The sequence below is a fragment of the Streptomyces sp. NPDC046349 genome (genome assembly GCF_055587885.1).
Genome location: NZ_JBVJFK010000004.1, coordinates 324,557 through 344,762, shown reverse-complemented (window position 1 = coordinate 344,762; position 20,206 = coordinate 324,557). Strand labels below are relative to the sequence as shown.

At 73.8% G+C, this 20,206-nt stretch carries 19 protein-coding genes and 1 pseudogene; 12 read left to right on the top strand and 8 right to left on the bottom strand.

What is annotated here, in order from left to right:
• Window positions 1–39: 39 nt before the first annotated feature.
• The 3 genes from ACZ6JS_RS11585 (at window position 40) to ACZ6JS_RS11575 (ending at window position 3,147) form a co-directional block, all read left to right on the top strand.
• Window positions 40–309: a glutaredoxin domain-containing protein gene (locus ACZ6JS_RS11585; RefSeq protein WP_469297444.1), complete on the top strand. Its 270-nt coding sequence runs from the start codon at window positions 40–42 to the stop codon at window positions 307–309.
• Window positions 310–930: 621 nt separating this feature from the next.
• Window positions 931–2,808, top strand: coding sequence for a C1 family peptidase (locus ACZ6JS_RS11580; RefSeq protein WP_469297443.1), 1,878 nt, complete (start codon window positions 931–933; stop codon window positions 2,806–2,808).
• 15 nt (window positions 2,809–2,823) lie between these two features.
• On the top strand, window positions 2,824–3,147 hold the full coding sequence (locus ACZ6JS_RS11575) for a hypothetical protein (RefSeq protein ID WP_469297442.1): 324 nt from the start codon (window positions 2,824–2,826) through the stop codon (window positions 3,145–3,147).
• Here the strand turns inward: ACZ6JS_RS11575 and ACZ6JS_RS11570 are convergent.
• Window positions 3,119–4,318: a DUF418 domain-containing protein gene (locus ACZ6JS_RS11570; protein ID WP_469297441.1), complete on the bottom strand. Its 1,200-nt coding sequence runs from the start codon at window positions 4,316–4,318 to the stop codon at window positions 3,119–3,121. The genes ACZ6JS_RS11575 and ACZ6JS_RS11570 overlap by 29 nt on opposite strands.
• 215 nt (window positions 4,319–4,533) lie before the next feature.
• Between ACZ6JS_RS11570 and ACZ6JS_RS11565 the strand changes: the two genes are divergently transcribed.
• The 3 genes from ACZ6JS_RS11565 to ACZ6JS_RS11555 are packed head-to-tail and all read left to right on the top strand — an operon-like array spanning window position 4,534 to window position 7,613.
• The gene (locus ACZ6JS_RS11565) at window positions 4,534–5,184 is read left to right on the top strand and encodes a GntR family transcriptional regulator (protein WP_469297440.1); all 651 of its coding nucleotides are present in this window, start codon (window positions 4,534–4,536) and stop codon (window positions 5,182–5,184) included.
• Window positions 5,181–6,581, top strand: coding sequence for an MFS transporter (locus ACZ6JS_RS11560; RefSeq protein ID WP_469297439.1), 1,401 nt, complete (start codon window positions 5,181–5,183; stop codon window positions 6,579–6,581). Before ACZ6JS_RS11565 ends, ACZ6JS_RS11560 begins: the two co-directional genes overlap by 4 nt.
• Window positions 6,582–6,626: 45 nt before the next feature.
• Entirely contained in the window at window positions 6,627–7,613 is a 987-nt protein-coding gene (locus ACZ6JS_RS11555) for an AraC-like ligand-binding domain-containing protein (protein ID WP_469297438.1), read from the top strand.
• A 30-nt stretch (window positions 7,614–7,643) separates the two neighbouring features.
• On the opposite strand, the gene ACZ6JS_RS11550 is transcribed toward ACZ6JS_RS11555, so the two are convergent.
• On the bottom strand, window positions 7,644–8,474 hold the full coding sequence (locus ACZ6JS_RS11550; protein WP_469297437.1) for a maleylpyruvate isomerase family mycothiol-dependent enzyme: 831 nt from the start codon (window positions 8,472–8,474) through the stop codon (window positions 7,644–7,646).
• 163 nt (window positions 8,475–8,637) lie between these two features.
• On the opposite strand from ACZ6JS_RS11550, the gene ACZ6JS_RS11545 reads away from it, so the two are divergent.
• On the top strand, window positions 8,638–9,417 hold the full coding sequence (locus ACZ6JS_RS11545) for a carbon-nitrogen family hydrolase (protein WP_469297436.1): 780 nt from the start codon (window positions 8,638–8,640) through the stop codon (window positions 9,415–9,417).
• Between the two features lie 3 nt (window positions 9,418–9,420).
• On the opposite strand, the gene ACZ6JS_RS11540 is transcribed toward ACZ6JS_RS11545, so the two are convergent.
• On the bottom strand, window positions 9,421–9,783 hold the full coding sequence (locus ACZ6JS_RS11540) for a hypothetical protein (RefSeq protein ID WP_469297435.1): 363 nt from the start codon (window positions 9,781–9,783) through the stop codon (window positions 9,421–9,423).
• A gap of 467 nt (window positions 9,784–10,250) precedes the next feature.
• Window positions 10,251–10,754, bottom strand: coding sequence for an LURP-one-related/scramblase family protein (locus tag ACZ6JS_RS11535; protein WP_469297434.1), 504 nt, complete (start codon window positions 10,752–10,754; stop codon window positions 10,251–10,253).
• A 32-nt stretch (window positions 10,755–10,786) separates the two neighbouring features.
• Here ACZ6JS_RS11535 and ACZ6JS_RS11530 point away from each other — a divergent pair, with 32 nt between their 5' ends.
• Window positions 10,787–11,587, top strand: coding sequence for an ATP-grasp domain-containing protein (locus ACZ6JS_RS11530; RefSeq protein WP_469297433.1), 801 nt, complete (start codon window positions 10,787–10,789; stop codon window positions 11,585–11,587).
• A 28-nt stretch (window positions 11,588–11,615) separates the two neighbouring features.
• Window positions 11,616–12,161 (top strand): DUF4240 domain-containing protein, encoded by a 546-nt coding sequence (locus ACZ6JS_RS11525; RefSeq protein WP_469297432.1) that lies wholly within the window; start codon window positions 11,616–11,618, stop codon window positions 12,159–12,161.
• A gap of 71 nt (window positions 12,162–12,232) precedes the next feature.
• Here the strand turns inward: ACZ6JS_RS11525 and ACZ6JS_RS11520 are convergent, their stop codons facing one another.
• Window positions 12,233–12,838, bottom strand: a complete 606-nt coding sequence (locus ACZ6JS_RS11520; protein WP_469297431.1) for a TetR/AcrR family transcriptional regulator — start codon at window positions 12,836–12,838, stop codon at window positions 12,233–12,235.
• Window positions 12,839–12,922: 84 nt separating this feature from the next.
• On the opposite strand from ACZ6JS_RS11520, the pseudogene ACZ6JS_RS11515 reads away from it, so the two are divergent.
• Window positions 12,923–14,551 (top strand): annotated as a pseudogene (locus tag ACZ6JS_RS11515) (ABC-F family ATP-binding cassette domain-containing protein); the annotation flags it as partial.
• Complete coding sequence (locus ACZ6JS_RS11510) at window positions 14,548–15,438, top strand: Vgb family protein (RefSeq protein WP_469297430.1); 891 nt, start codon at window positions 14,548–14,550, stop codon at window positions 15,436–15,438. The pseudogene ACZ6JS_RS11515 and the gene ACZ6JS_RS11510, both read left to right, overlap by 4 nt.
• On the opposite strand, the gene ACZ6JS_RS11505 is transcribed toward ACZ6JS_RS11510, so the two are convergent.
• On the bottom strand, window positions 15,435–15,989 hold the full coding sequence (locus ACZ6JS_RS11505) for a Uma2 family endonuclease (protein WP_469297429.1): 555 nt from the start codon (window positions 15,987–15,989) through the stop codon (window positions 15,435–15,437). The two genes, ACZ6JS_RS11510 and ACZ6JS_RS11505, sit on opposite strands and share 4 nt — an antisense overlap.
• 162 nt (window positions 15,990–16,151) lie before the next feature.
• On the opposite strand from ACZ6JS_RS11505, the gene ACZ6JS_RS11500 reads away from it, so the two are divergent.
• Entirely contained in the window at window positions 16,152–17,996 is a 1,845-nt protein-coding gene (locus ACZ6JS_RS11500) for an NHL domain-containing thioredoxin family protein (RefSeq protein WP_469297428.1), read from the top strand.
• A 42-nt stretch (window positions 17,997–18,038) separates the two neighbouring features.
• Here ACZ6JS_RS11500 and ACZ6JS_RS11495 read toward each other — a convergent pair whose 3' ends face one another.
• Both ACZ6JS_RS11495 and ACZ6JS_RS11490 read right to left on the bottom strand, forming a co-directional pair.
• Complete coding sequence (locus ACZ6JS_RS11495; protein ID WP_469297427.1) at window positions 18,039–19,331, bottom strand: M18 family aminopeptidase; 1,293 nt, start codon at window positions 19,329–19,331, stop codon at window positions 18,039–18,041.
• A gap of 101 nt (window positions 19,332–19,432) precedes the next feature.
• The gene (locus ACZ6JS_RS11490) at window positions 19,433–20,158 is read right to left on the bottom strand and encodes a hypothetical protein (RefSeq protein ID WP_469297426.1); all 726 of its coding nucleotides are present in this window, start codon (window positions 20,156–20,158) and stop codon (window positions 19,433–19,435) included.
• Window positions 20,159–20,206: the final 48 nt, after the last annotated feature.

The window sequence follows — 20,206 nt, the reverse complement described above, 5'->3', positions numbered from 1 at the left end:
TCGTTCCGGGGGTGGCAAGTCGGGCGAAAGGGCGGGGACATGGGGCGGTTCGCTTCCAGGGGGGCCGGTGGCCCCGTCACCGTGTACTGGCGGCCCGGATGCGTCTTCTGCGTCAAGCTCCGTACGCAGCTGCGGGCGGCCCGGATCCCGTACCGGAAGGTCAACATCTGGCGGGACCCGGACGCGGCGGCCTTCGTCCGCGCGGTGGCCGACGGCAACGAGACGGTCCCGACGGTGGTCGTCGGCAGCCACCCGCCGATGGTGAACCCGTCCCTGGCCCAGGTCAGGCAGGCCCTCGCCGACGGGTGACCCGGCCTGATCGGCGTGGTCGGGCCGCGTTTGCGGGCCGAACGGCCCACCGGCGACGCGCATCCCGTGGAGCGGGCCTGACCGGGTCCTGCCCCCGGGGCAGGAGCGGGCGGCGGTGCTCGCGGGCGTCGCCGACGGGCCGGCGGTCGCCGGGATCCGGGACCGGCTGCGCGCCGCCGGACTGCTGGGACGCCCGCGCTCCCGCCCCACCGCGGCCGGGCGGCGCGGGGTCGCCGCGGCCCGGGCCGGAGGGTGCGTGGCCCGCGTACGTCTTCGACGGCCCGCCGGCGGTGGCCGATCGCATGCTGCGGCGCGTCGTCCAGGACGAGGCTCCCCTGCCGTCCGGCCCGGCCGGCACCTCCTCCGGATGGGGAGGCCCTCGACCGCGGCGACCACCACGAGCACGGGCACGGCCACGACGGCGGGTCGTGCGGCGTCGGCGGGGGCGGCGGTGCGGACTGATGCGGGTCCGATCCGGCCCGTCGGCACGCTCCCCTCGTGCCACCGCGCGACCGCGCGGACCCCCTTGACGGGCTCCGGCGGCGGAGGGACGCTCCCCGGATCTCGGATCCGAACGGTTGCAGCTGGGGGGCCGCCATGCCGCAGGAGTCTGTTCAATCGGTGGGGGAGTTGCGTGCGCAGCTGATCGCGCGGGGGGCGCGCTGGTCGGTCCTGGAGCACCTCTTTGACGAGGAGCCGGTGCCGCGGCCGTCATTGGGTCTGGAGGCCGGGGCCAACCTCACGCCCGCCGAGGACGTGGGCAGGATCGACCTGCGGGCGATCATCGGGCACGCCGGCGGCAACCCGCACCTGACCCGGCGCCGGGCCGCCCACGGGCTGCTGGCCGACGCCGTGGAGGGGGCGCCCGTCCTCGGTGCGCGGCCGGCCGCCGTCGACTGGCGCAACCGCTGGGGCCGGCCCTGGATCACCAAGGTCAAGGACCAGAACCCGTGCGGCTCCTGCTGGGCCTTCGCCGCCGCCGGCCTGGTGGAGTCCATGGCCCGCATCGAGCACGGCGTCTGGGCGGAGCGCTCCGAGGGGGACGTGCACGACGGCCTGCGCTTCAGCTGCGGGCAGGGCAGCAACCCGGAGACCGCCCTCGACTGGATCAAGGTCAACGGTGGTCTCGCCGACCCGCACTGCTGGCCCTACAGCACCCCGCCCCCCGGGTTGCCGGCCGCCCGCCGGGACGCCTGGCGCGCCGAGTACACGCCCAGCTGGGACCGGTCCGGCCGGACCGTCCGGATCTCCGACTACGTCCGGCTCGGCGATGTCGAGCAGCAGAAGGTGTGGCTGGACACCGTCGGCCCGCTGACCGCCTGCTTCGACGTCTACGACGACTTCTTCGGCCTCGGCTCCGGGGTCTACCACCGTACGAGCGACCGTCTCGCGGGCGGGCACTGCGTGCTGGTCGTCGGCTACGACGACGCAGCGGGCTGCTGGCTGTTCAAGAACTCCTGGGGCACCGGCTACCACGTCGGCGGCTACGGCCGGATCGCCTACGGCGAGGTCGACATCGACCACTGGGCCAAGTGCGGGCTGCACGGAACCAACCCCGACCCGTGGACCAAGCGCCGCCTGCACACCGGCAACGTCTACGAGAGCGGCAACGGCCGCGCCCACCGCAACTTCGAGCTCCTCGCGACGACCACGGGCGCCCGCCTCCAGCACTGGTGGCGCGAGGGCGACGCACCCTTCGCCTGGGCCCGCGCGGGCACCTTCGCGGGCGACGCCTCCGGCCAGCCGGCCTTCACCGGGACCACCTACAACCGCAACATGGAGTCCCTGCACGTGACCACCGGAGGCCGGCTGCGCCACTGGTACTACGAGCAGTCCGCCGGGGTGTGGCGCGACGGCGGTGTCTTCGGCCCGGGGGACGCGGCCGTCGGCTCCACCCCGGCGTTCATCCAGAGCGACTACGGCAAGCCCGGCAACTTCGAGGTGGTCGTCCGCACCGCCGACGGCCGCCTGAACCACTGGTGGCGGATCAACGGTGCCCCCTGGACCTGGAACGACGGCGGTCGCTTCGCCTCCGGCATCGCCCACTACGGCCCCGCCCTCGTCCAGACCCGCTCCCGCCACCTCGACCTGGTCGCCGCCCGCACCGACGGCCGGATGCAGCTGTGGTGGCGCGACGACCCGGACGGTTTCGCCTGGCGGGCCGGGGAGGTCTTCGGCAGCGGTACGCCGGCCACGTCGGCGCCCTGCCTGATCGAGGGCCAGTACGGGGCCGCCGACGAGGACACCGCCGGGAACTACGAACTGTGCGTGGCCGTGGCCGGAGGGCAGGTGGAGCACTGGTGGCGCGGCAACGCGGGCGGCTCGCCCTGGCGGCGCAGCGCGGTCTTCGGCCATGACGTCGCCGCGGTCACCGGGATGCTCCAGGGCAGCTTCGGGTTCAATCTGGAAGTCGTCGTCCTGCGCACCGACCGCCGCCTCCAGCACTGGTGGCGCGACGGCGCGGGCTGGCACGAAGGGCCGGTGATCGGCCCCGTCTGAGAGGACCGGGCGGGCGTGGAGGTACGCAGGGTCGTGCTGCGGCCCGGTGAGCGGTACGAGCTGCGGCTCACCGGGCGAGGCGCGCGCGGGTACGTGTGGAACTGGCAGGTCACGGGCGACCCGGACGTGGTGTCGGTGGCGCCGGGACCTGTCCGGGCGGGCGGTGCGGCGCCCGGTGCGGCGGTGGAGCTCAGCTATGTCGTCCGGGCCCGGCCCCCGGGCGGGGGCCGGGCCCGGATCCGTTTCGCACAGGTCCGGCCGCCCTACCCGGACGAGGCCCCGTACGACGAGTTCGTGCTGGACGTGGAGGTCACGCCGGGGAGGGGCGGCGCGGGCTGAGCACCGCGTGCTGCAGGGCCTCCAAGGGGCCGCGGTCGAAGCGGCGCAGCCACAGCCGCGATCCGGCGGCCAGGACCAGGCTCACAGCCGCCCACAGGCCCATCACCCACCAGGGGCCGCTGCCGCCGAGCCGGTCGGCCAGGCCGAGCCCGATGCCGTAGCAGAGCAGCATGCAGAGCAGGTTCTGGGCGACGTAGCAGGACAGGGCGGTGCGGCCGACGGAGCCGAGGGCGTGGGTCACGGGGGCGGCGACCCACAGCCGGTCCAGGGCGATGCCGATCAGGCCGATGTAGCCGAGGGCGAGCAGCGGCGCCGCTCCGTAGCGGCCCAGCACGAAGAGGTCCTCGCCGCCGAGGGTGGCCGCGGCGTTCAGCGGCAGCCCGAGGCCCAGGCCCCAGGCGGCCAGCCGACTGCGGATGCGGCGGCCTTCGGCGGTGCCGGTGAACGCGCCCGCGCGGTGGAGCCGTACGCCGAGCAGGAAGAGGAGGACCAGCAGCCCGAAGGAGAAGACGGGCTCGATGCGCAGCGCCACGACGTTCTCCAGGCGGAAGGCGACCTGGGCCGCGTAGCCGCCGTGGGCGTACAGGTCGACGGCGGCCGGCCCGGGCCCCTCCGGTCCCTTCGAGGAGGTGTCCGAGGCGCTGATCGCGGCCAGGGTCACCAGCGTGACCAGCGCCAGGTGCACGCCGCCGGCCGTCCACATGGCCACGCGCCGGACCTTCTCCGAGCGGGCCAGCAGCCAGGCGACGAGCAGGGCGGTCACGGCATACCCCATCAGCACGTCCCAGGCGAAGACGAGGACGAAGTGGACGGTTCCCTCGACGAAGAGGAAGGCGGCGCGCTTGGGATAGCGGCCGGGCCACCGTTCGCCGCGGCGGGCGGCGGAGTCGAACTGGATGGCCAGACCGACCCCGAACAGGACCGTCAACAGGGCGAGGAACTTGCCGTCCGCGAGGAAGCGGAAGACGGTTTCGGCGATGTTCGCCGCCGAGGGGTCCGAGATCGGGTCGGGCGCCCCCAGACCGCCCTTGAGCACGCCCCACTCCGAGCCGGGGGAGGCGAAGATCCAGACGTTGGTCATGAGCGTGCCGAGGATGGCGGCGCCGCGCAGGACGTCCAGCAGGGGGAGCCGGGTGGTCGTGCGGACCACCGGGGCGAGGGTGTCGGCCATGACTCCAGGCTCCCGGCGGGGCGGGCCGGGTACGTCCTGCGGGTGGACGAAGGTGCGGTACATCCTTTGGTGCAGGCGGGGGCGGTCGAGGTCGCAGGAGGCGAGGGCCCGTCTCCTGCCGCGGGCCGATGTCCTGCCGCGGCCGGTGTCCCGCCGCGGGTCCACATCCCGGACGGGGCCACGGCTTGCACCTCTGTTGTATCTATGCTGTGCGCATGCCCGCCGCCTCCAGCACCGCGACCGCCGCCGAACGCGTCTACCAGCACGTCAAGCACGGTGTGCTCGACCGTCGCTACGAAGGCGGCATCCTCCTCACCGAGGGCGAACTCGCCGAGGCGGTCGGGGTGTCCCGGACCCCGGTCCGCGAGGCGCTGCTGCGCCTGGAGACCGAGGGGCTGCTCAAGCTGTACCCGAAGAAGGGCGCGCTGGTCCTGCCGGTCTCCGCGCAGGAGATCAACGACGTCCTCGAAACCCGGCTGCTGGTCGAGGAGTTCACCGTACGCAGGGCCGTGCCGGCGCCGGCCGGCCTGCTGGACCGGCTCGAGGCTCTGCTCGGCGAACAGCGCCGCCACGCCGCAGCGGGCGACCTCGCCGCGATGATGGCGGCGGACCGGGGCTTCCACGCCGAGATCGTGCGCAGCGCCGGGAACCAGATCCTGTGCCGGCTCTACGACCAACTGCGCGACCGGCAGCTGCGGATGGGCGTGGCCCTGCTGCACGCCCACCCCGACCGGCTGGAGCGGACGCTGGCCGAGCACGCCGAGATCCTGGACGCGTTGCGGGCCGGCGACGCCGGGGCGGCCGCCGCGGCGGTGCGCGGGCACATCGGCCGGGTCGAGTCGCTGGTGCGGGGGCCGGGCCGGTGAGCGCCGGCCGGACGAGCCCGACCCCGGCGGCCGCGGCGGCCAGGGGCGCCGGTCCCGAGGACCCGCCGGGCGGCGGGAAGGCCGTCGCCGTCTGGTGCATCGGCGTCGCCGTCTATTTCGTGGCGGTGATCTTCCGTACCAGCCTGGGCGTGGCCGGTCTGGAAGCGGCGGACCGCTTCCACGTCAACGCCTCGGCCCTGGCCACCTTCTCCCTGCTCCAGCTCCTCGTCTACGCGGGCATGCAGGTCCCCGTCGGCCTGATGGTGGACCGGCTCGGCACCAAGAAGGTGCTGACGCTGGGCGCGGTGCTCTTCACCGCGGGGCAGCTCGGCTTCGCGCTCGCCCCCTCGTACGAGACGGCCCTCGCCGCCCGGGCGCTGCTGGGCTGCGGCGACGCGATGACCTTCATCTCCGTGCTGCGGCTCGGCACCCGCTGGTTCCCGGCCCGGCGCGGGCCGCTGATGGCGCAGCTGGCCGGGCTCGTCGGCATGGCGGGCAACCTCGTCTCCACGCTCGTGCTCGCGCCCGTGCTGCACGGGGTCGGCTGGAGCGCGGCCTTCGCCGGCAGCGCGGCGGCCGGACTGGTCGTCCTGGTGCCGCTGGTGCTGTTCCTGCGCGACCACCCTCAGGGGCACGGGCCTGCGCCCGCGGCGCGCACGGGCGGCGCGGGCTTCGTGCGCCGCCAGATCAAGGAGTCCTGGAGCGAACCCGGCACCCGGCTCGGCCTGTGGGTGCACTTCACCACGCAGTTCCCCGCCATGGTGTTCCTGCTGCTGTGGGGCATGCCCTTCCTGATCGAGGCGCAGGGTCTGACGCGGAGCACCGCGGGCGGGCTGCTGACGCTGGTCGTCGCCTCGAACATGGCGCTCGGGCTGGTCTACGGCCAGATCATCGGCCGCCGCCAGTCCTCGCGGATACCCCTCGCACTGGGGACGGTGGCCCTGACGGCCCTGCTGTGGGGTGCGGTCCTGGCGTACCCGGGCGGGCACGCGCCGATGTGGCTGCTGATCACCCTGTGCCTGGTGCTGGGCGGCTGCGGCCCGGCGTCGATGATCGGCTTCGACTTCGCCCGCCCGGCCAACCCGGCCGAGCGCCAGGGCACCGCCTCCGGGATCACCAACATGGGCGGCTTCATCGCCTCGATGACGACCCTGCTGACGGTGGGCGTCCTGCTGGACGCCACGGGCGACGACTACCGCATCGCCTTCTCGACGGTCTTCGTCCTCGAAGCGCTCGGCGTCAGCCGGATCCTGAGCCTGCGCCGCCGCGCACTGTCCCGCGAAGCGGCCCGCGGCCGCGTCACCGTCCCCGCGCAGGCGGCCGGGCCGGTGGGGGAACCGCAGCCTCGGCCCACCGCGTGTCCCCTGCCGGAAACAGCAGGGCGCGAGACGCCGTAGGCGGCCCGTCCGCCCGGACCGGCGCCGGGGAGGAGGACTGCCGGAATGTGGACGAGGATCTCCTCCGCCGCCGTGCCGGCGGCGGAGCGGTTCGAGTGGTTCACCGACATCGTCGCCGACTCCCTGATGCCGACGGCCCTCAGCAGCGAACGCTCCGCCGACTTCCAGGCGGCCGCGGCCGTACTGGACCTCGGCGCCGCGCAGGTGTCGTCCTTCGACTACTCCCGGGTGCGGTCCCGGCGCACTCCCGCGCTCATCCGGCGCGGCGACCCCGAGCAGTACCACCTGGCCCTGCTCACCCGCGGCCGGATGTGGATGTCCCAGTGCCGCAACGACGCGGAGCTCTCCCCCGGCGACATGATCCTCTGGGACACCTCGCACCCCTTCGAGGCCGACTGCCGCCCCGGCAAGGGCACCCTCAACGCCCTGGTCGTCCAGCTCCCCAGGGCCGCGCTGCCGCTGCGGTCCGGCCGGGCCGACCGGCTGCTGGGCCGGCGTATCGCCGCCGACAGCGGCATGGCCGCCGTCCTGGCGGGGTTCATCACCTCGCTGGGAGCACACGGCTCCGAATGCGGGCCGCGAGAGCTCCGCCGGCTCGGCGGCGTGGTCACGGACCTCGCCGCCGCCTGCCTCGCGCAACACGTCGACACCTACGGTGAACTGCCCGCGGAGACCCGCGCCCGCGCCCTGCGCCGGCGGATCGACGCCTTCATCGACCACAACCTCGCCGACCCGGCGCTCACCCCGGGCCTCATCGCGGCCGCGCACGGCATCTCCGTACGCGGCCTGCACCTGCTCTTCCGTGACGAGCCCGAGAGCGTCGCCGCCACGGTTCGGCGCCGCCGCCTGGAGCGCTGCCGCACCGACCTGGCCCGCCCCGAACTCGCCGGCCGACCGGTCCACGACATCGCCGGCCGCTGGGGCTTCGCCAACGCCCCCGCCTTCAGCCGCGCCTTCCGGACCGCCTACGCGATCAGCCCGGCCGAATTCCGCCGCACGGCCGCCCGGTCCGTGCGGCCGCGGACCGCCTGAGCGGCCCGCAGCCCGGACGCACCTACGGGGTCACGGGGTCACGGAGAACTGCGTCAGGATGGCCTCCGCCAACTGTGCGTCGCCCTCCACCTTCACCCGGTCGGCCACCGTGTGCGCCCGTACCCGGCCCGCCGCGAGCCGGACGTACGTCTCCCAGTCCAGGGTCAGCGTCACCGCCGGGCCGAGCGAGGGGGACTTGTCGACCGTGCCGCGGCCGTCCGCGTCGACCCGTACCGTCCGCATGAACTCCAGCTGACCGTGCACGTCGATCACGACCGCCGAGTTCGCCGGCGCTCCCGCACGCTTGGCCACCACCTTCGGCAGCCCGGCCAGCAGGATGTCCCGCGCCACGTACGCGCCCGGCGCGTCCCAGTTCCCCGGCGCCCCCAGCGCCCACCGCAGGTCCTGCTCGTGGATCCACACGTCGAACGCCCGCAGCCGCAGCGCCTGTTCCAGGGTCACCTGGTCGCCCAGCGGACCGCGCACCATCGTGTCCGGATCCCGCTTCTCGTTGCGCAGCTGCCGCGCCCGGCGGATGACGGTGTACTCCAGCTCCGAGGTCATCTCCGGCGCGGTGTGGTGGCGCCGTACGTCGACCTGCACCTCCATGTACCGGCTGAACTCGTCCACCACATGCCGCAGGTCCCGCGCCACGGTGTGGATCGGCCGGGGGTCCCCGAGCTGCTCGCACTCGATGCCGATGATGTGGGAGACGACGTCGCGGACCGACCAGCCGGGGCACGGCGTCGCCCGGTTCCACTCGCCCTCCGCCAGGGGGAGGACCAGCTCGGATATCGCCTCGATCGAGTGCGTCCACGCGTCGGCATAGGGCTGAAGACTGGGATGCGGATGGACGGTCAACGGGACCCCTCGCGGTGCTGTTCAGTGGCGTCGTTCAGTGGCGCGTTTCGGAAGCAGTGGACTCAGTTTCCAAAACTACGCTGCCTGTGAGCACCCCGGCAGTGCTTTCGTGTGACGATTCGTAGGCCAGAGTTGACGGCTTGAACGCCAGGACGGTGGTAGTGTGCGCGCCTCGCTGATCCAAATCGCAGTGAACGAGGGCGAGTCGGTGTCTTCCCGGCGCGCCCGCGTGGCCGATCTCGTACGGGAACAGGACGAGTCCGATCTCGTCGTGCTGCCGGAGCTGTGGACGGTCGGCGCCTTCGCGTACGAGCAGTTCGAGACCGAGGCCGAGCCGCTGGACGGGCCGACCTACGAGGTCATGGCCGAGGCGGCGCGCGACGCGGGGGTCTGGCTGCACGCGGGCTCGGTCGTGGAGCGCGCGGGCGACGGCTCCCTCTACAACACCGCACTGTGCCTCTCCCCGGCCGGCGAGCTGGCCGCCACCTACCGCAAGATCCACCGCTTCGGCTTCGACCAGGGCGAGGCGGTCCTGCTGTCCGCCGGCGAGTCCCTGACCACGGTGGAGCTGCCGGAGCAGACCCTCGGCATCGCCACCTGCTACGACCTGCGCTTCCCGGAACTGTTCCGCGGCCTGGTCGACGCCGGGGCGACGACGATGATCGTCGCCGCGGGCTGGCCCGCGCGCCGCCGCGCCCACTGGACTCTGCTGAACCGGGCGCGCGCCGTGGAGGACCAGTCGTACGTCCTGGCGTGCGGGCTGGCCGGCACCCACGCGGGAGTGGAACAGGCGGGGCACAGTCTGGTCGTGGACCCGTGGGGGGAGGTCCTGGCGGAGGCCGGCCCCGGCGAGCAGGTCCTCACGGTGGACCTGGACCCGGCCAAGGTCGCCGACACCCGCAAGCAGTTCCCGGCGCTCAAGGACCGCCGCCTGGGCCGCTGAGGGTCAGCCGGCCAGGAACCACGGCGCGACCGCGAGGACGGTGGGAACGGGGCAGGCCAGCGCGCCGAGGAGCAGCATCCTCGTGGACGCGGCCATCTCGCGCAGACGGGAGGTGCGGGCCAGGGCGACGAGCGCGGCGGCCCCCGCCGGTATCAGGAGCAGCAGCAGGAGCAGCCCGCCGGCGGGGTGCCCGGCCGCGGCGGTCCAGAGCAGTGCGATGCAGGCGAGGCCGCCCACCCAGGAGACCGAGAGGGCGGTGACCGCCCACAGCAGGCCCGCGAGCGCGACGACGGCGGGCCGCTCCTTGCGGACCGGCTTCGCGGGCTGCCACGGACCGTACAGGGCGGCGTAGGTGCTGGGGTTCACCGTGGTTTCCTTCCGTGGTGCCGAGGGGTCCGTCCGGGGGACGCACCCGATCCTCGCCGCCGGGCGGCCGCCACGGCATGAGCGCGGGTGCTCAGCCTCCCGCGGACCGCGTACTCAATTCCGCCCCCGGCCCACCCCTGGCCCCGGGCCCGGCCCGCCCCCGGCCCACCCCTGGCCCCGGTGCGGCCCGGCCTCGCCTCCGGCCCGTTCCGCCCCATGCGCGGCCCGGCCTCGCCTCCGGCCCGTTCCGCCCCATGCGCGGCCCGGCCCGCCCCGTGCGGCCCGGCCGTCCCCCATGCGCGGCCCGGCCCCGGCGCGGCCCCGGCGCGGCCCGCCCCGGCGTGCCTCCGCCCCGGCCTGCCTCCGGCTCGGCCCCGGTGCGGCCCGCCCCCGCCTCCGGCTCGGCCCGCCTCCGGCCCGGCTCGGCCTGCCCCCGGCTCGGCCCCGGTGCGGCCCGGCCGTCGTGCTCAGTCCGGGAGGGCGTCCTCCCGCTCCTTCTCGGCCATCCGGATCACGCACACCGCGACCGCGACCAGCAGCGCCGCGTCCGTGTCCTCCCGGACCACGTCCACCGCGTAGGTCTCCCGCACCCGGTACCACTGCCGGGAGACCAGCGCGAGCAGCTCCCCGTCGTACTCGATCTTGAACTCCCGGTCCAGGATCCGCCCGCTCACGTCGAGCTCCGTGCCCTCGACGAGCGTCACGCGGAAGTGGTTGCGCAGCAGCGAGAAGCGCTTCCTGCGGATCACCGCGAGCCGCCGCTCGTCGCGCTCCAGGGTCATCGCGTCGCGGAAGCCGAAGAGCTTCTCCCTCAGGGTGATCAGGATCCGGCCGTCCGGATCCTTCAGCTCCAGCGTGTCCCGGAACCGCAGAGCCTTCCCGTCGACGAGGAAGGCGTGCCGTCCGTCCTCGTCCTCGATCCAGTAGTCGTCCCCGATGGCCAGCATTTTGTCCCGAACGAGGTATTTCATGCGCTGATCAGTGCCCGCGATAGGTTGCCCCCATGCCACTCCTCTATGTGACCGACCTGGCGTACCCGGCACGCGGCCGCCGCTACTGCGACGAGGACATATTCCTCACCTCGCGCCTGCGCGAGCACTTCGACCTGGCCCTGTGCCACCCCGCCGACGCGCGCTCCCTGATGCCCGGCTTCGACGCCGTGGTCGTCCGCAACAGCGGGCCGGTCCTGCACTACCAGGAGGAGTACGACGCCTTCCGTGCCGCCGCCCTCGCCGCCGGCACGCCCGTCTACAACCCCCTCACCGGCCGCGCCGACATGGCCGGGAAGCAGTACCTCCTCGACCTGACCGCCGCCGGCTACCCGGTCATCCCGACCGTCGACGACCCGGCCCGGCTCGCGGAACTGCCGCAGGTGCCCGAGTACGTGGTCAAGCCGAAGCAGGGCGCCGACTCCATCGGCCTCGCCTTCACCGCGACACCGGCCGGTGAGGCCGGGGCCGTGCTGATCCAGCCGCGCATCGACTTCGCGTACGAGGTGTCCTTCTACTTCGTCGACGACACCTTCCAGTACGCGCTCCACGCCCCCGATCCGGCCCGCCGATGGGAGCTGCGCCCCTACGAACCGACCGGCGAGGACCTGGCCTTCGCCCGCGCCTTCGTCGAGTGGAACACCCTCTCCCACGGCATCCAGCGGGTGGACGCCTGCCGGGCCCCCTCCGGCGAGCTGCTCCTCGTCGAGCTGGAGGACCTCAACCCGTACCTGTCCCTGGACCTGGTCCCGGCGCAGGTCCAGGACGCCTTCGTCGGTGCGCTCACGAGATCCCTCCGTTCCTTCCTCGGCTGATGTCAGTGCCGGCTGCCAGGCTCTTCCCATGGACAAGCAGACGTTCTGGCAGGTGATCGAAACGGCCCGCGCGGACACGGCGGCGGGTGCGGACGAGGGGGAGGACGTGGTGGCGCAGCGGGCCGCCGAGCTGCTCGCGGACCGTCCGCACGCGGAGATAGCCGCCGCCCAGCAGGTGCTGTGGGACCTCCTCGCGGAGTCCTACCGCAGCCCGCTCTGGGCCGCCGCCTACATGATCAACGGAGGCTGCTCGGACGACGGCTTCGACTACTTCCGCGGCTGGCTCCTCACCCAGGGCCGGGCGGTCTTCGACGCCGCCCTGGCCGACCCGGACTCCCTCGCGGAGCACCCCGCGGTCCGCGAGGCGGCGGCCGAGGGCCTGGAGCTGTGGGACGAGGAGGCCCTCTCGATCGCGTGGACCGCGTACGAGCGCGCCACCGGCCGCGAGCTCCCGGCGGAATCCTTCACGATCAGCTACCCGCCCCTGGACCCGTCCTGGGACTTCGACTTCGACGACACGGCCGAACTGGCGACCCGACTGCCGCGCCTGAGCGCGCTGTTCGACCACGCGTAGCGGTACGGCGGCGGACGCCCCGGCCGCCCCTCGGCGCCCCGCCCCCGCACGCTGCGGGGGCGGGGCGCCCGTTACGTCCCGCTGAAGGCGCCGGCCCGGGCCGCCAGCGCGGCGGTGCGGGCGGCGGCGGCCGGGAGGTGCGGGTCGGGGGCCGTGCCCAGCAGCACCAGCTCGTGGTACATCGGCGCGGTCGCCGCGACCAGCAGCTCCCGGGTGCGGGTGCCCGGCGGGAGTTCGCCCCGCTTTTCGGCACGGACCGCGACCACCGCGCAGCGCGCGTGCCGGTCCTCCCAGAAGGACCGCAGGGCCCGTGCGGCCTGCGCCGAGCGGAACGACGCGGCGATCAGCGCCGTGGTCAGCGGGGGGTCGGCGGTGACCCCGGCCAGGATCTCCTCGTTCAGCGCCGTCAGGTCTCCCTCCAGCGTTCCGGTGTCCGCCGGCTCCCAGCCGTCGTCGGCCGCCGCGTCCAGGAGGTCGGCCAGCAGCCCGCCGACGTCCTGCCAGCGGCGGTAGACGGTGGTGCGGTGCACGCCCGCCCGCTCGGCCACGGCGTCGACGGTGAGCGAGTCGTACCCGTGCTCGACCAGTTGTGCCCCCGTGGCCTCGAGGACCTGGGCGCGGACCCGGGCGCTGCGGCCCCCCGGACGTGAACCGCTTGCGGGTGTGGTGGATGACATGGCAGCATTCTAACGCAACAGCTGTCGCTTTAGGGAGATCTCACGCACCCCACGACCGGAACCACCCGGACCACCCACCCGACCCAGCTCACCCTTCGCACCGTCACCAAGTCCTACGACGGCCGCCTCGTCCTCGACGCCGTCGACTGCTCCTTCGTGCCCGGCGAGCGCACCGGGATCATCGGCGAGAACGGCTCGGGCAAGTCCACCCTGCTCCGCCTCCTGGCCGGCCTCGAAACCCCCGACCAGGGCACCGTCACCGTCCGCGCCGCCGGCGGCATCGGCCACCTGGCCCAGGAGGAACACCTGCCCGGCCACCTCACCGTCCAGGACGTCATCGACCGCGGCCTCATGGACCTGCGCACCGTCGAGGCCCGGATGCGCGCACTGGAGCGGGCCATGGCCGAAGGCGACGAGAGCGGCCTGCCGGAGTACGGCGACCTGCTCACCGCCTTCGAACTGCGCGGCGGCTACGACGCCGACGCCCGCCTGGAACGCGCCCTGCACGGCCTGGGCCTGGTCACGCTGGACCGCGAACGCCGCGTCGGCGGGCTCTCCGGCGGCGAGCGGGTCCGGCTGCGCCTGGCCGCCCTGCTTGCGGCCTGCCCCGAGGTCCTGCTGCTCGACGAGCCCACCAACCACCTCGACGACACGGCCCTGACCTGGCTGGAGGAGCACCTGCGCGGCCGCGCCGGCACCACCGTCGCCGTCTCCCACGACCGCACCTTCCTCGACCGTGTGACCACCACCCTCGTCGAGGCGGACGCAGACACCCGCACCCTCACCCGATACGGCGGCGGCTACGCCGGCTACCTCACGGAGAAGGCCGCCGAACGGGCCCGCCGCGCCCAGGCCCACGAGGAATGGCGCGCCGAGACCGAGCGGCTGCGTGAGAGCGCCGCGACCACCGCGCGGCGCGTGGCCCCGGGCAGGGCCGTCAAGGACGGCAACAAGATGGCGTACGACCGGGCTGCCGGACGCGTCCAGCACTCCCTGGCCGGCCGGGTCCGCAACGCGCAGGAACGGCTGCGCCGGCTGCTCGCCGAGCCGGTACCGGCTCCCGCGGCACCGCTGAGGTTCACCACCGTGCCGCGGACCGCCGACAGCGCGTCCGACGGCGCGTCCGGCAATCCGGCCGACAACCCGGCCTGCCCGGTGCTCGAAGCCCGGGGCATCACCGTCCACGGCCGCCTCCACCCGCTCGACCTCGCCCTCTCGGCGGGCGACCGGCTCCTGGTCACCGGACCGAACGGAGCCGGCAAGAGCACCCTGCTCCGCGTCCTCGCCGGTGAACTCGCCCCGGACAGCGGCCTGATCATCCGACGGGGCCGCACCGGCCACCTGCCGCAGCAGCCCGACCCCGGCCCGGCGCGCCGCACCGCCCGCGAGGCCTTCGGCCCCGAGGGTGCCGAACGGCTCCTCTCCCTCGGGCTGTTCGCGGCCGACCGGCTGGACACCCCCGTCGGGAAGCTCTCCACCGGGCAGCGCCAACGCCTGGCGCTGGCCCGCCTGGTGACGCGGCCGGCCGACGTGCTGCTGCTCGACGAGCCGACGAACCACCTGTCCCTCGCGCTGGCCGAAGACCTCGAATCCGCCCTCGACCGCTACCCGGGTGTCCTGGTCGTCGTCAGCCACGACCGCCGGCTGCTCGACCGCTGGCGCGGCGCTCGCCTCGACCTCACCGCCCCCGCGCCCCTGCAAGGAGCCCTGTGACGAACACCCCCGCCGTCATTGCCGTGGCCACACCCGGCGAAGGCCCCTACTCGCTCACCGCCGGACCCGACGGCGCCCTGTGGACCACCCTCGTGCACGCGGGCGCGCTCGCCCGGGTCACCACCACCGGCGAGGTCACCCGGTACGACACGGGAGTCGCCGACTGCGGGCCCTCCGTCATCACCCCGGGCCCCGACGGCGCACTGTGGTTCACCCGCGCCCGGGACCACCGCATCGGCCGCGCCACGGTGTCGGGGGAGGTGCGGGCGTACGACCTGCCCACCCCCGGCAGCGGCCCGTTCGGCATCGCCGCGGGCCCCGACGGCGCGCTCTGGTACACCGCCCTGCACACCGACCGCATCGGCCGCATCACCGCGGCCGGCGAGGTCACCGAATACCCGCTCCCGGTCCGCGACGCCTTCGCCTCCTTCGTCACCCCCGGCCCGGACGGGGCGCTGTGGTTCACCCTCAACCGCACGAACGCCGTCGGCCGCATCACCACCGACGGCCGGATCACCCTCCACCCGCTGCCCACCCCGGGCGCCGGCCCCGTCGGCATCACGGCCGGCGCCGACGGCGCGCTGTGGTGCGCGGAGATCGGTGCCGGGCGGATCGCCCGGATCACCACCGCGGGCGAGGTTACCGAGTACCCGCTGCCCGACCCCGCCTGCCGCCCGCACGCCATCACTGCGGGCCCGGACGGCCGGTGCTGGTTCACCGAGTGGGGCACGAACCGGGTGGGTGCGATCACCCCCGACGGCCGCATCGAGGAACACCCCCTCCCGTCCCCCTGCGCCGAACCCCACGGCCTCGCCTTCGGCCCCGACGGAGCCCTGTACGTGGCCCTGGAAACGGGCCAGATCGCCCGCCTGCCCCTGCGGTCCTAGAGCCCACCGGTGTCGAGGTCGACCCCGAACGGCTCCGGCAGCCGCACGACCGTCCCGAACGGATGCGGCCCGTCCACCTTCGTGTAGCCCAGGCTCCCGGGCTCGGCGAACAGCGTGACGGACCGCTCCAGCCGGTCGACCAGCAGATAGAGCGGCGCACCGTACTCGGCGTACCGCTTGCGCTTCACGATGCGGTCGGTATCGGCATGGGATTCGGAGGTGATCTCGACGACGAGCAGCACTTGATCCGGCAGCAGCGCGCCCCCGCCCTTGGCCATCGCCCTCGGCACGACAGCGAGATCGGGGATGTACCAGTTCGGTGAGCCCGGCAGGTCCAGGTTCCCCGAGCCGGTGACGCACTCCAGTTCCTTGACCCGGGGGCGGATCTGATCGCGGATCTCTTCCACCGCGTTTTCGTGGTCCCAGCTCGGCGTCACGGCGCTGATGACCCCTTCGACGATTTCGGCGCGGTCTCCACTGTGGTGCTGGATGGCGTACTTCAGCGCGCGCTCGGGATCGATGCCCTGGCTGTAGTCGTGCGCGGTGGTCATTGCGGACGCCTCCCTTTCTTCCCGTGCCCAGGCTCCCACGGGCTCCCGCCCCCCGTCGTCACCCCCGCGGGTGCTCGTTCCGTACGGGTCGGACGGGTCGGTGCGGCGCATTGTCGTACGGGCGTGACGGGACGGTTCACGGGCGGATGGCAAGCTTGAAACATGAACGATGCTGCCCCGGCGCCCACCCCCGCGCCCGCACCCCGCAAGCGTGCCCGTGTCCGTGCCCCCGAGCTGATCGGCAAGGGTGGCTGGTTGAACACCGGCGGGAAGGATCTGACCCTCGCCGACCTGCGAGGTAAGTGCGTTGTCGTGGATTTTTGGACCTTCTGCTGCATCAACTGCCTGCACGTCCTCGACGAGCTGCGCGAGCTGGAGGAGAAGCACCGCGACACCGTCGTGATCATCGGTGTGCACTCGCCGAAGTTCGTGCACGAAGCCGACCACGCTGCCGTCGTCGACGCCGTCGAGCGCTACGAGGTGCACCACCCCGTCCTCGACGATCCCGAGCTCGCCACCTGGAAGCAGTACGCCGTGCGCGCGTGGCCCACGCTCGTCGTGATCGACCCCGAGGGGTACGTCGTCGCCCAGCACGCAGGCGAGGGGCACGCGCACGCCATCGCCAAGCTGGTCGAGGAGCTGGAGGCCGAGCACGAGGCCAAGGGCACGCTGCGGCGCGGGGACGGGCCGTACGTGGCGCCCGAGCCCGTCGCGAGCGACCTGCGCTTCCCGGGGAAGGCGCTGCTCCTGCCCGGCGGGAACCTCCTGGTCTCGGACTCGACGCGGCACCAGCTGGTGGAGCTGGCCCCCGACGGGGAGAGCGTCGTGCGCCGCATCGGCAGCGGCGAGCGCGGCTTCGCCGGGGACAGCTTCAGCGAGCCGCAGGGGCTGGCGCTGCTGCCCGACGGCAGGGTGGTCGTCGCCGACACCGTCAACCACGCGCTGCGCGTCCTGGACCTGGAGACCGGAGCTGTGGAAACGGTCGCCGGCACCGGGCGGCAGTGGTGGCAGGGCTCGCCGACCGCCGGGCCGGCCCTCGAGGTGGACCTGTCCTCCCCGTGGGACGTTGCCTGGTGGCAGGGCAAGGTGTGGATCGCCATGGCCGGGGTCCACCAGCTGTGGACCTGGGACCCGGCGGAGGGGACCGTCGAGGTCGCCGCCGGCACCACCAGCGAGGGGCTGCACGACGGACCGGCCGCCGAGGCCTGGTTCGCCCAGCCGTCCGGGCTCGCCGCCGCCGGGGACCGGCTGTGGATCGCCGACTCCGAGACCAGCGCCCTGCGCTATGTCCACGCCACCGACACCGGCTACGCCGTCACGTCCGCCGTCGGCACCGGCCTGTTCGACTTCGGGCACCGGGACGGGGACGCCGCCCGGGCCCTGCTCCAGCACCCCCTCGGGGTGACGGCCCTGCCCGACGGGTCGGTCGCCGTGTGCGACACGTACAACCACGCGCTGCGCCGCTACGACCCCGCCACCGGGCAGGTCTCGACGCTGGCGACCGACCTGCGCGAGCCCAGTGACGCCGTGCTGGTCGGCGAGGACATCGTGGTCGTCGAGTCAGCCCGGCACCGCCTGACCCGGCTGAGGCTCCCGGAGGAGGCGGTACGGGTGGACGCGGTCGCGCACCGGACCCAGCGGGCCGCCACCGAGGTGGCGCCCGGCACGCTGCGCCTGGACGTGGTGTTCCGGGCCCCGAGCGGGCAGAAGCTCGACACCCGCTACGGGCCCTCCACGCGCCTGCTGGTCTCCTCGACCCCGCCCGAGCTGCTGGCGGCCGGTGAAGGAGCGGGGACCGACCTGTTCCGGGAGCTGGAGCTGAACCCGGACGTCGCCGAGGGCGTGCTGCACGTCTCGGCGATGGCGGCGTCCTGTGACGACGACCCGGCCAACGAGTACCCGGCCTGCCACGTCCACCAGCAGGACTGGGGCGTACCCGTCAAGGTCACCGCCGACGGCGCCGCCCGGCTCCCCCTCGTCCTCGCCGGGATGGACGACGAGGGCTGAGACCGCTCCCCGCCTTCCTGGAGGGGCGGCCGGCCCTCCGGCTCAGCCCTCCAGGAAGGCCACCAGGGCGTTGGCGAGGAGGTACGGGTCGTCCGCGCCGCACAGTTCGCGGGCGCTGTGCATCGAGAGGATCGCGACGCCGATGTCCACGGTCTGGATTCCGTGCCGGGCTGCCGTGATCGGGCCGATCGTCGTGCCGCACGGCATCGCGTTGTTGGAGACGAACGTCTGCCACGGGACGCCGGCCCGCTCGCACGCGGCGGCGAACACCGCGCGCCCGCTGCCGTCGGTGGCGTACCGCTGGTTGACGTTGACCTTCAGGATCGGGCCGGCGTTGGCCCGCGGGTGGTGCGTCGGGTCGTGCCGCTCACCGTAGTTGGGGTGCACGGCGTGCCCGGTGTCGGAGGACAGGCAGATGGTGCCGGCGAAGGCCCGCGCGCGGTCCTCGTACGAACCTCCGCGTGCGAAGACTGAACGTTCCAGCACGTTGCCCAGCAGAGGGCCGTCCGCGCCCGTGTCCGACTGCGAGCCGTTCTCCTCGTGGTCGAAGGCGGCCAGCACCGGGATGTGGTCGAGCTTGCCGGCGCCGGACACGGCGGCCAGCGCCGCGACCCCTGCGTGCACGGACAGCAGGTTGTCCATGCGGGGGCCCGCCACGAGCTCGCGGTCCCGGCCCAGGTAGGAGGGCGGCTCGATCGAGTGGACCATCAGGTCCCAGCCGGCCACCGAGCCGTGCTCCAGGCCCTCTTCCTCCTCCAGGAACGCGATGAGGTCGCCCTCGTGCGGATCGCCCAGGCCCCAGATCGGCTGCATGTGCCGCTGCTTGTCGAGCTTGAGCCCGTCGCTGTTCACCGACCGGTCCAGGTGGACGGCCAGTTGGGGCACGCGCAGCAGCGCCCGGTCGATGTTCACGAGGCGCTCGGTGCCGTCGCGCAGGGTCAGCCGCCCGGCCAGGCCCAGGTCCCGGTCCAGCCAGGTGTTGAGCAGGGTGCCGCCGTAGATCTCGACCGCGATCTGCCGCCAGCCCTGTGAGCCCATGTCGGGGAGCGGCTTGACCCGCAGGTTCGGCGAGTCGGTGTGGGCGCCCACGATGCGGAACGGGGTGTGCGCCGCCGCGCCTTCGGGGACGTACCAGGCGATGAGCGCGCCGCCGCGGAGCACGAACTTGCCCCCGGTGCCCGAGTCCCAGGCGTCCGTCTCCGACAACTGCCTGAAGCCTGCCTTCTCCAGCCGCTCGGCCGCGTTGGCCACGGCGTGGTACGGCGACGGACTGGCCGTCAGGAAGGTCATCAGATCGTCGGTGTGGCCGCGGTCGAAGCGGGCGGGAGAGCTCATGTGGTTCACCTTAACGACGGTCGTGTTCGCCATGGCCGGACTGCGACGGATGGCCGGAGGTCAGGGTCCACAGGGCGGGTGATCTGCGGTCCCGTTGGTTCTCAGCCCGGCGGACGCTCGAATCTGCGCTGCAGTTGCCTGCGCTCGCCCCGGCGGATGCGCGGGAGCATCTCCGGGGTCTGCGGGGAGCGCTGCGCGCGTCTTCTGCGTCCGGCGCAGAAGATACAGGCCTCGCCGGGAGGTGCGTCGGGGTCGATGGGGGCGCCCGGGTGCTCGGAGCAGCCCGAGGCGTTGCGCGGGCGGGACAGTTCGCGGGCGACGATGAACGCGCGGTGGAGGTCGTCGGCGATGCGGACGAAGTCCTCGGCGGGCGAGGACAGGCCCAGGTGGAACCGCTGGTCCTCGACGGTGCGCAGGTGGGCGCGCAGCGCGTGCAGCGTGTACGGGCCGTCCGGTACGGGGTAGCCCAGGCGCCGCTGCTCGCCGGCGGGGGCGGGGGGTCCGCCGCGGTGGCGCTGTCCGAGGCGTCTGCGGTCGTTGCAGATGAGGCAGCGGCCCCAGCCGTCGGGGGCCTCGGGGTCGAGGGCGCCGTTGGGGTGTTCCGGGCAGCCGGTGTAGCTCTTGGCGGGGGCCAGTCCGGCGGCCGTCTGGAAGGCCACGTACAGCGCGTCGGCGATGGTGTCGTACTCGGCGGGGTGGGCGCCGTCGTAGAGCTCGCGCAGGTGGTCGCCGAGGCTGCCCAGGCTCGCCTGCAGCTCCTTGAGGGCGTACGGCCGCCCGGTGGGGACGGAGTACCCCCTGCTGCCGTGCTGATCCTGTGGACTCATGCCTACGAGCGTCCCATGAACGACTGACATCGGGGAAAGCCGCAGTAC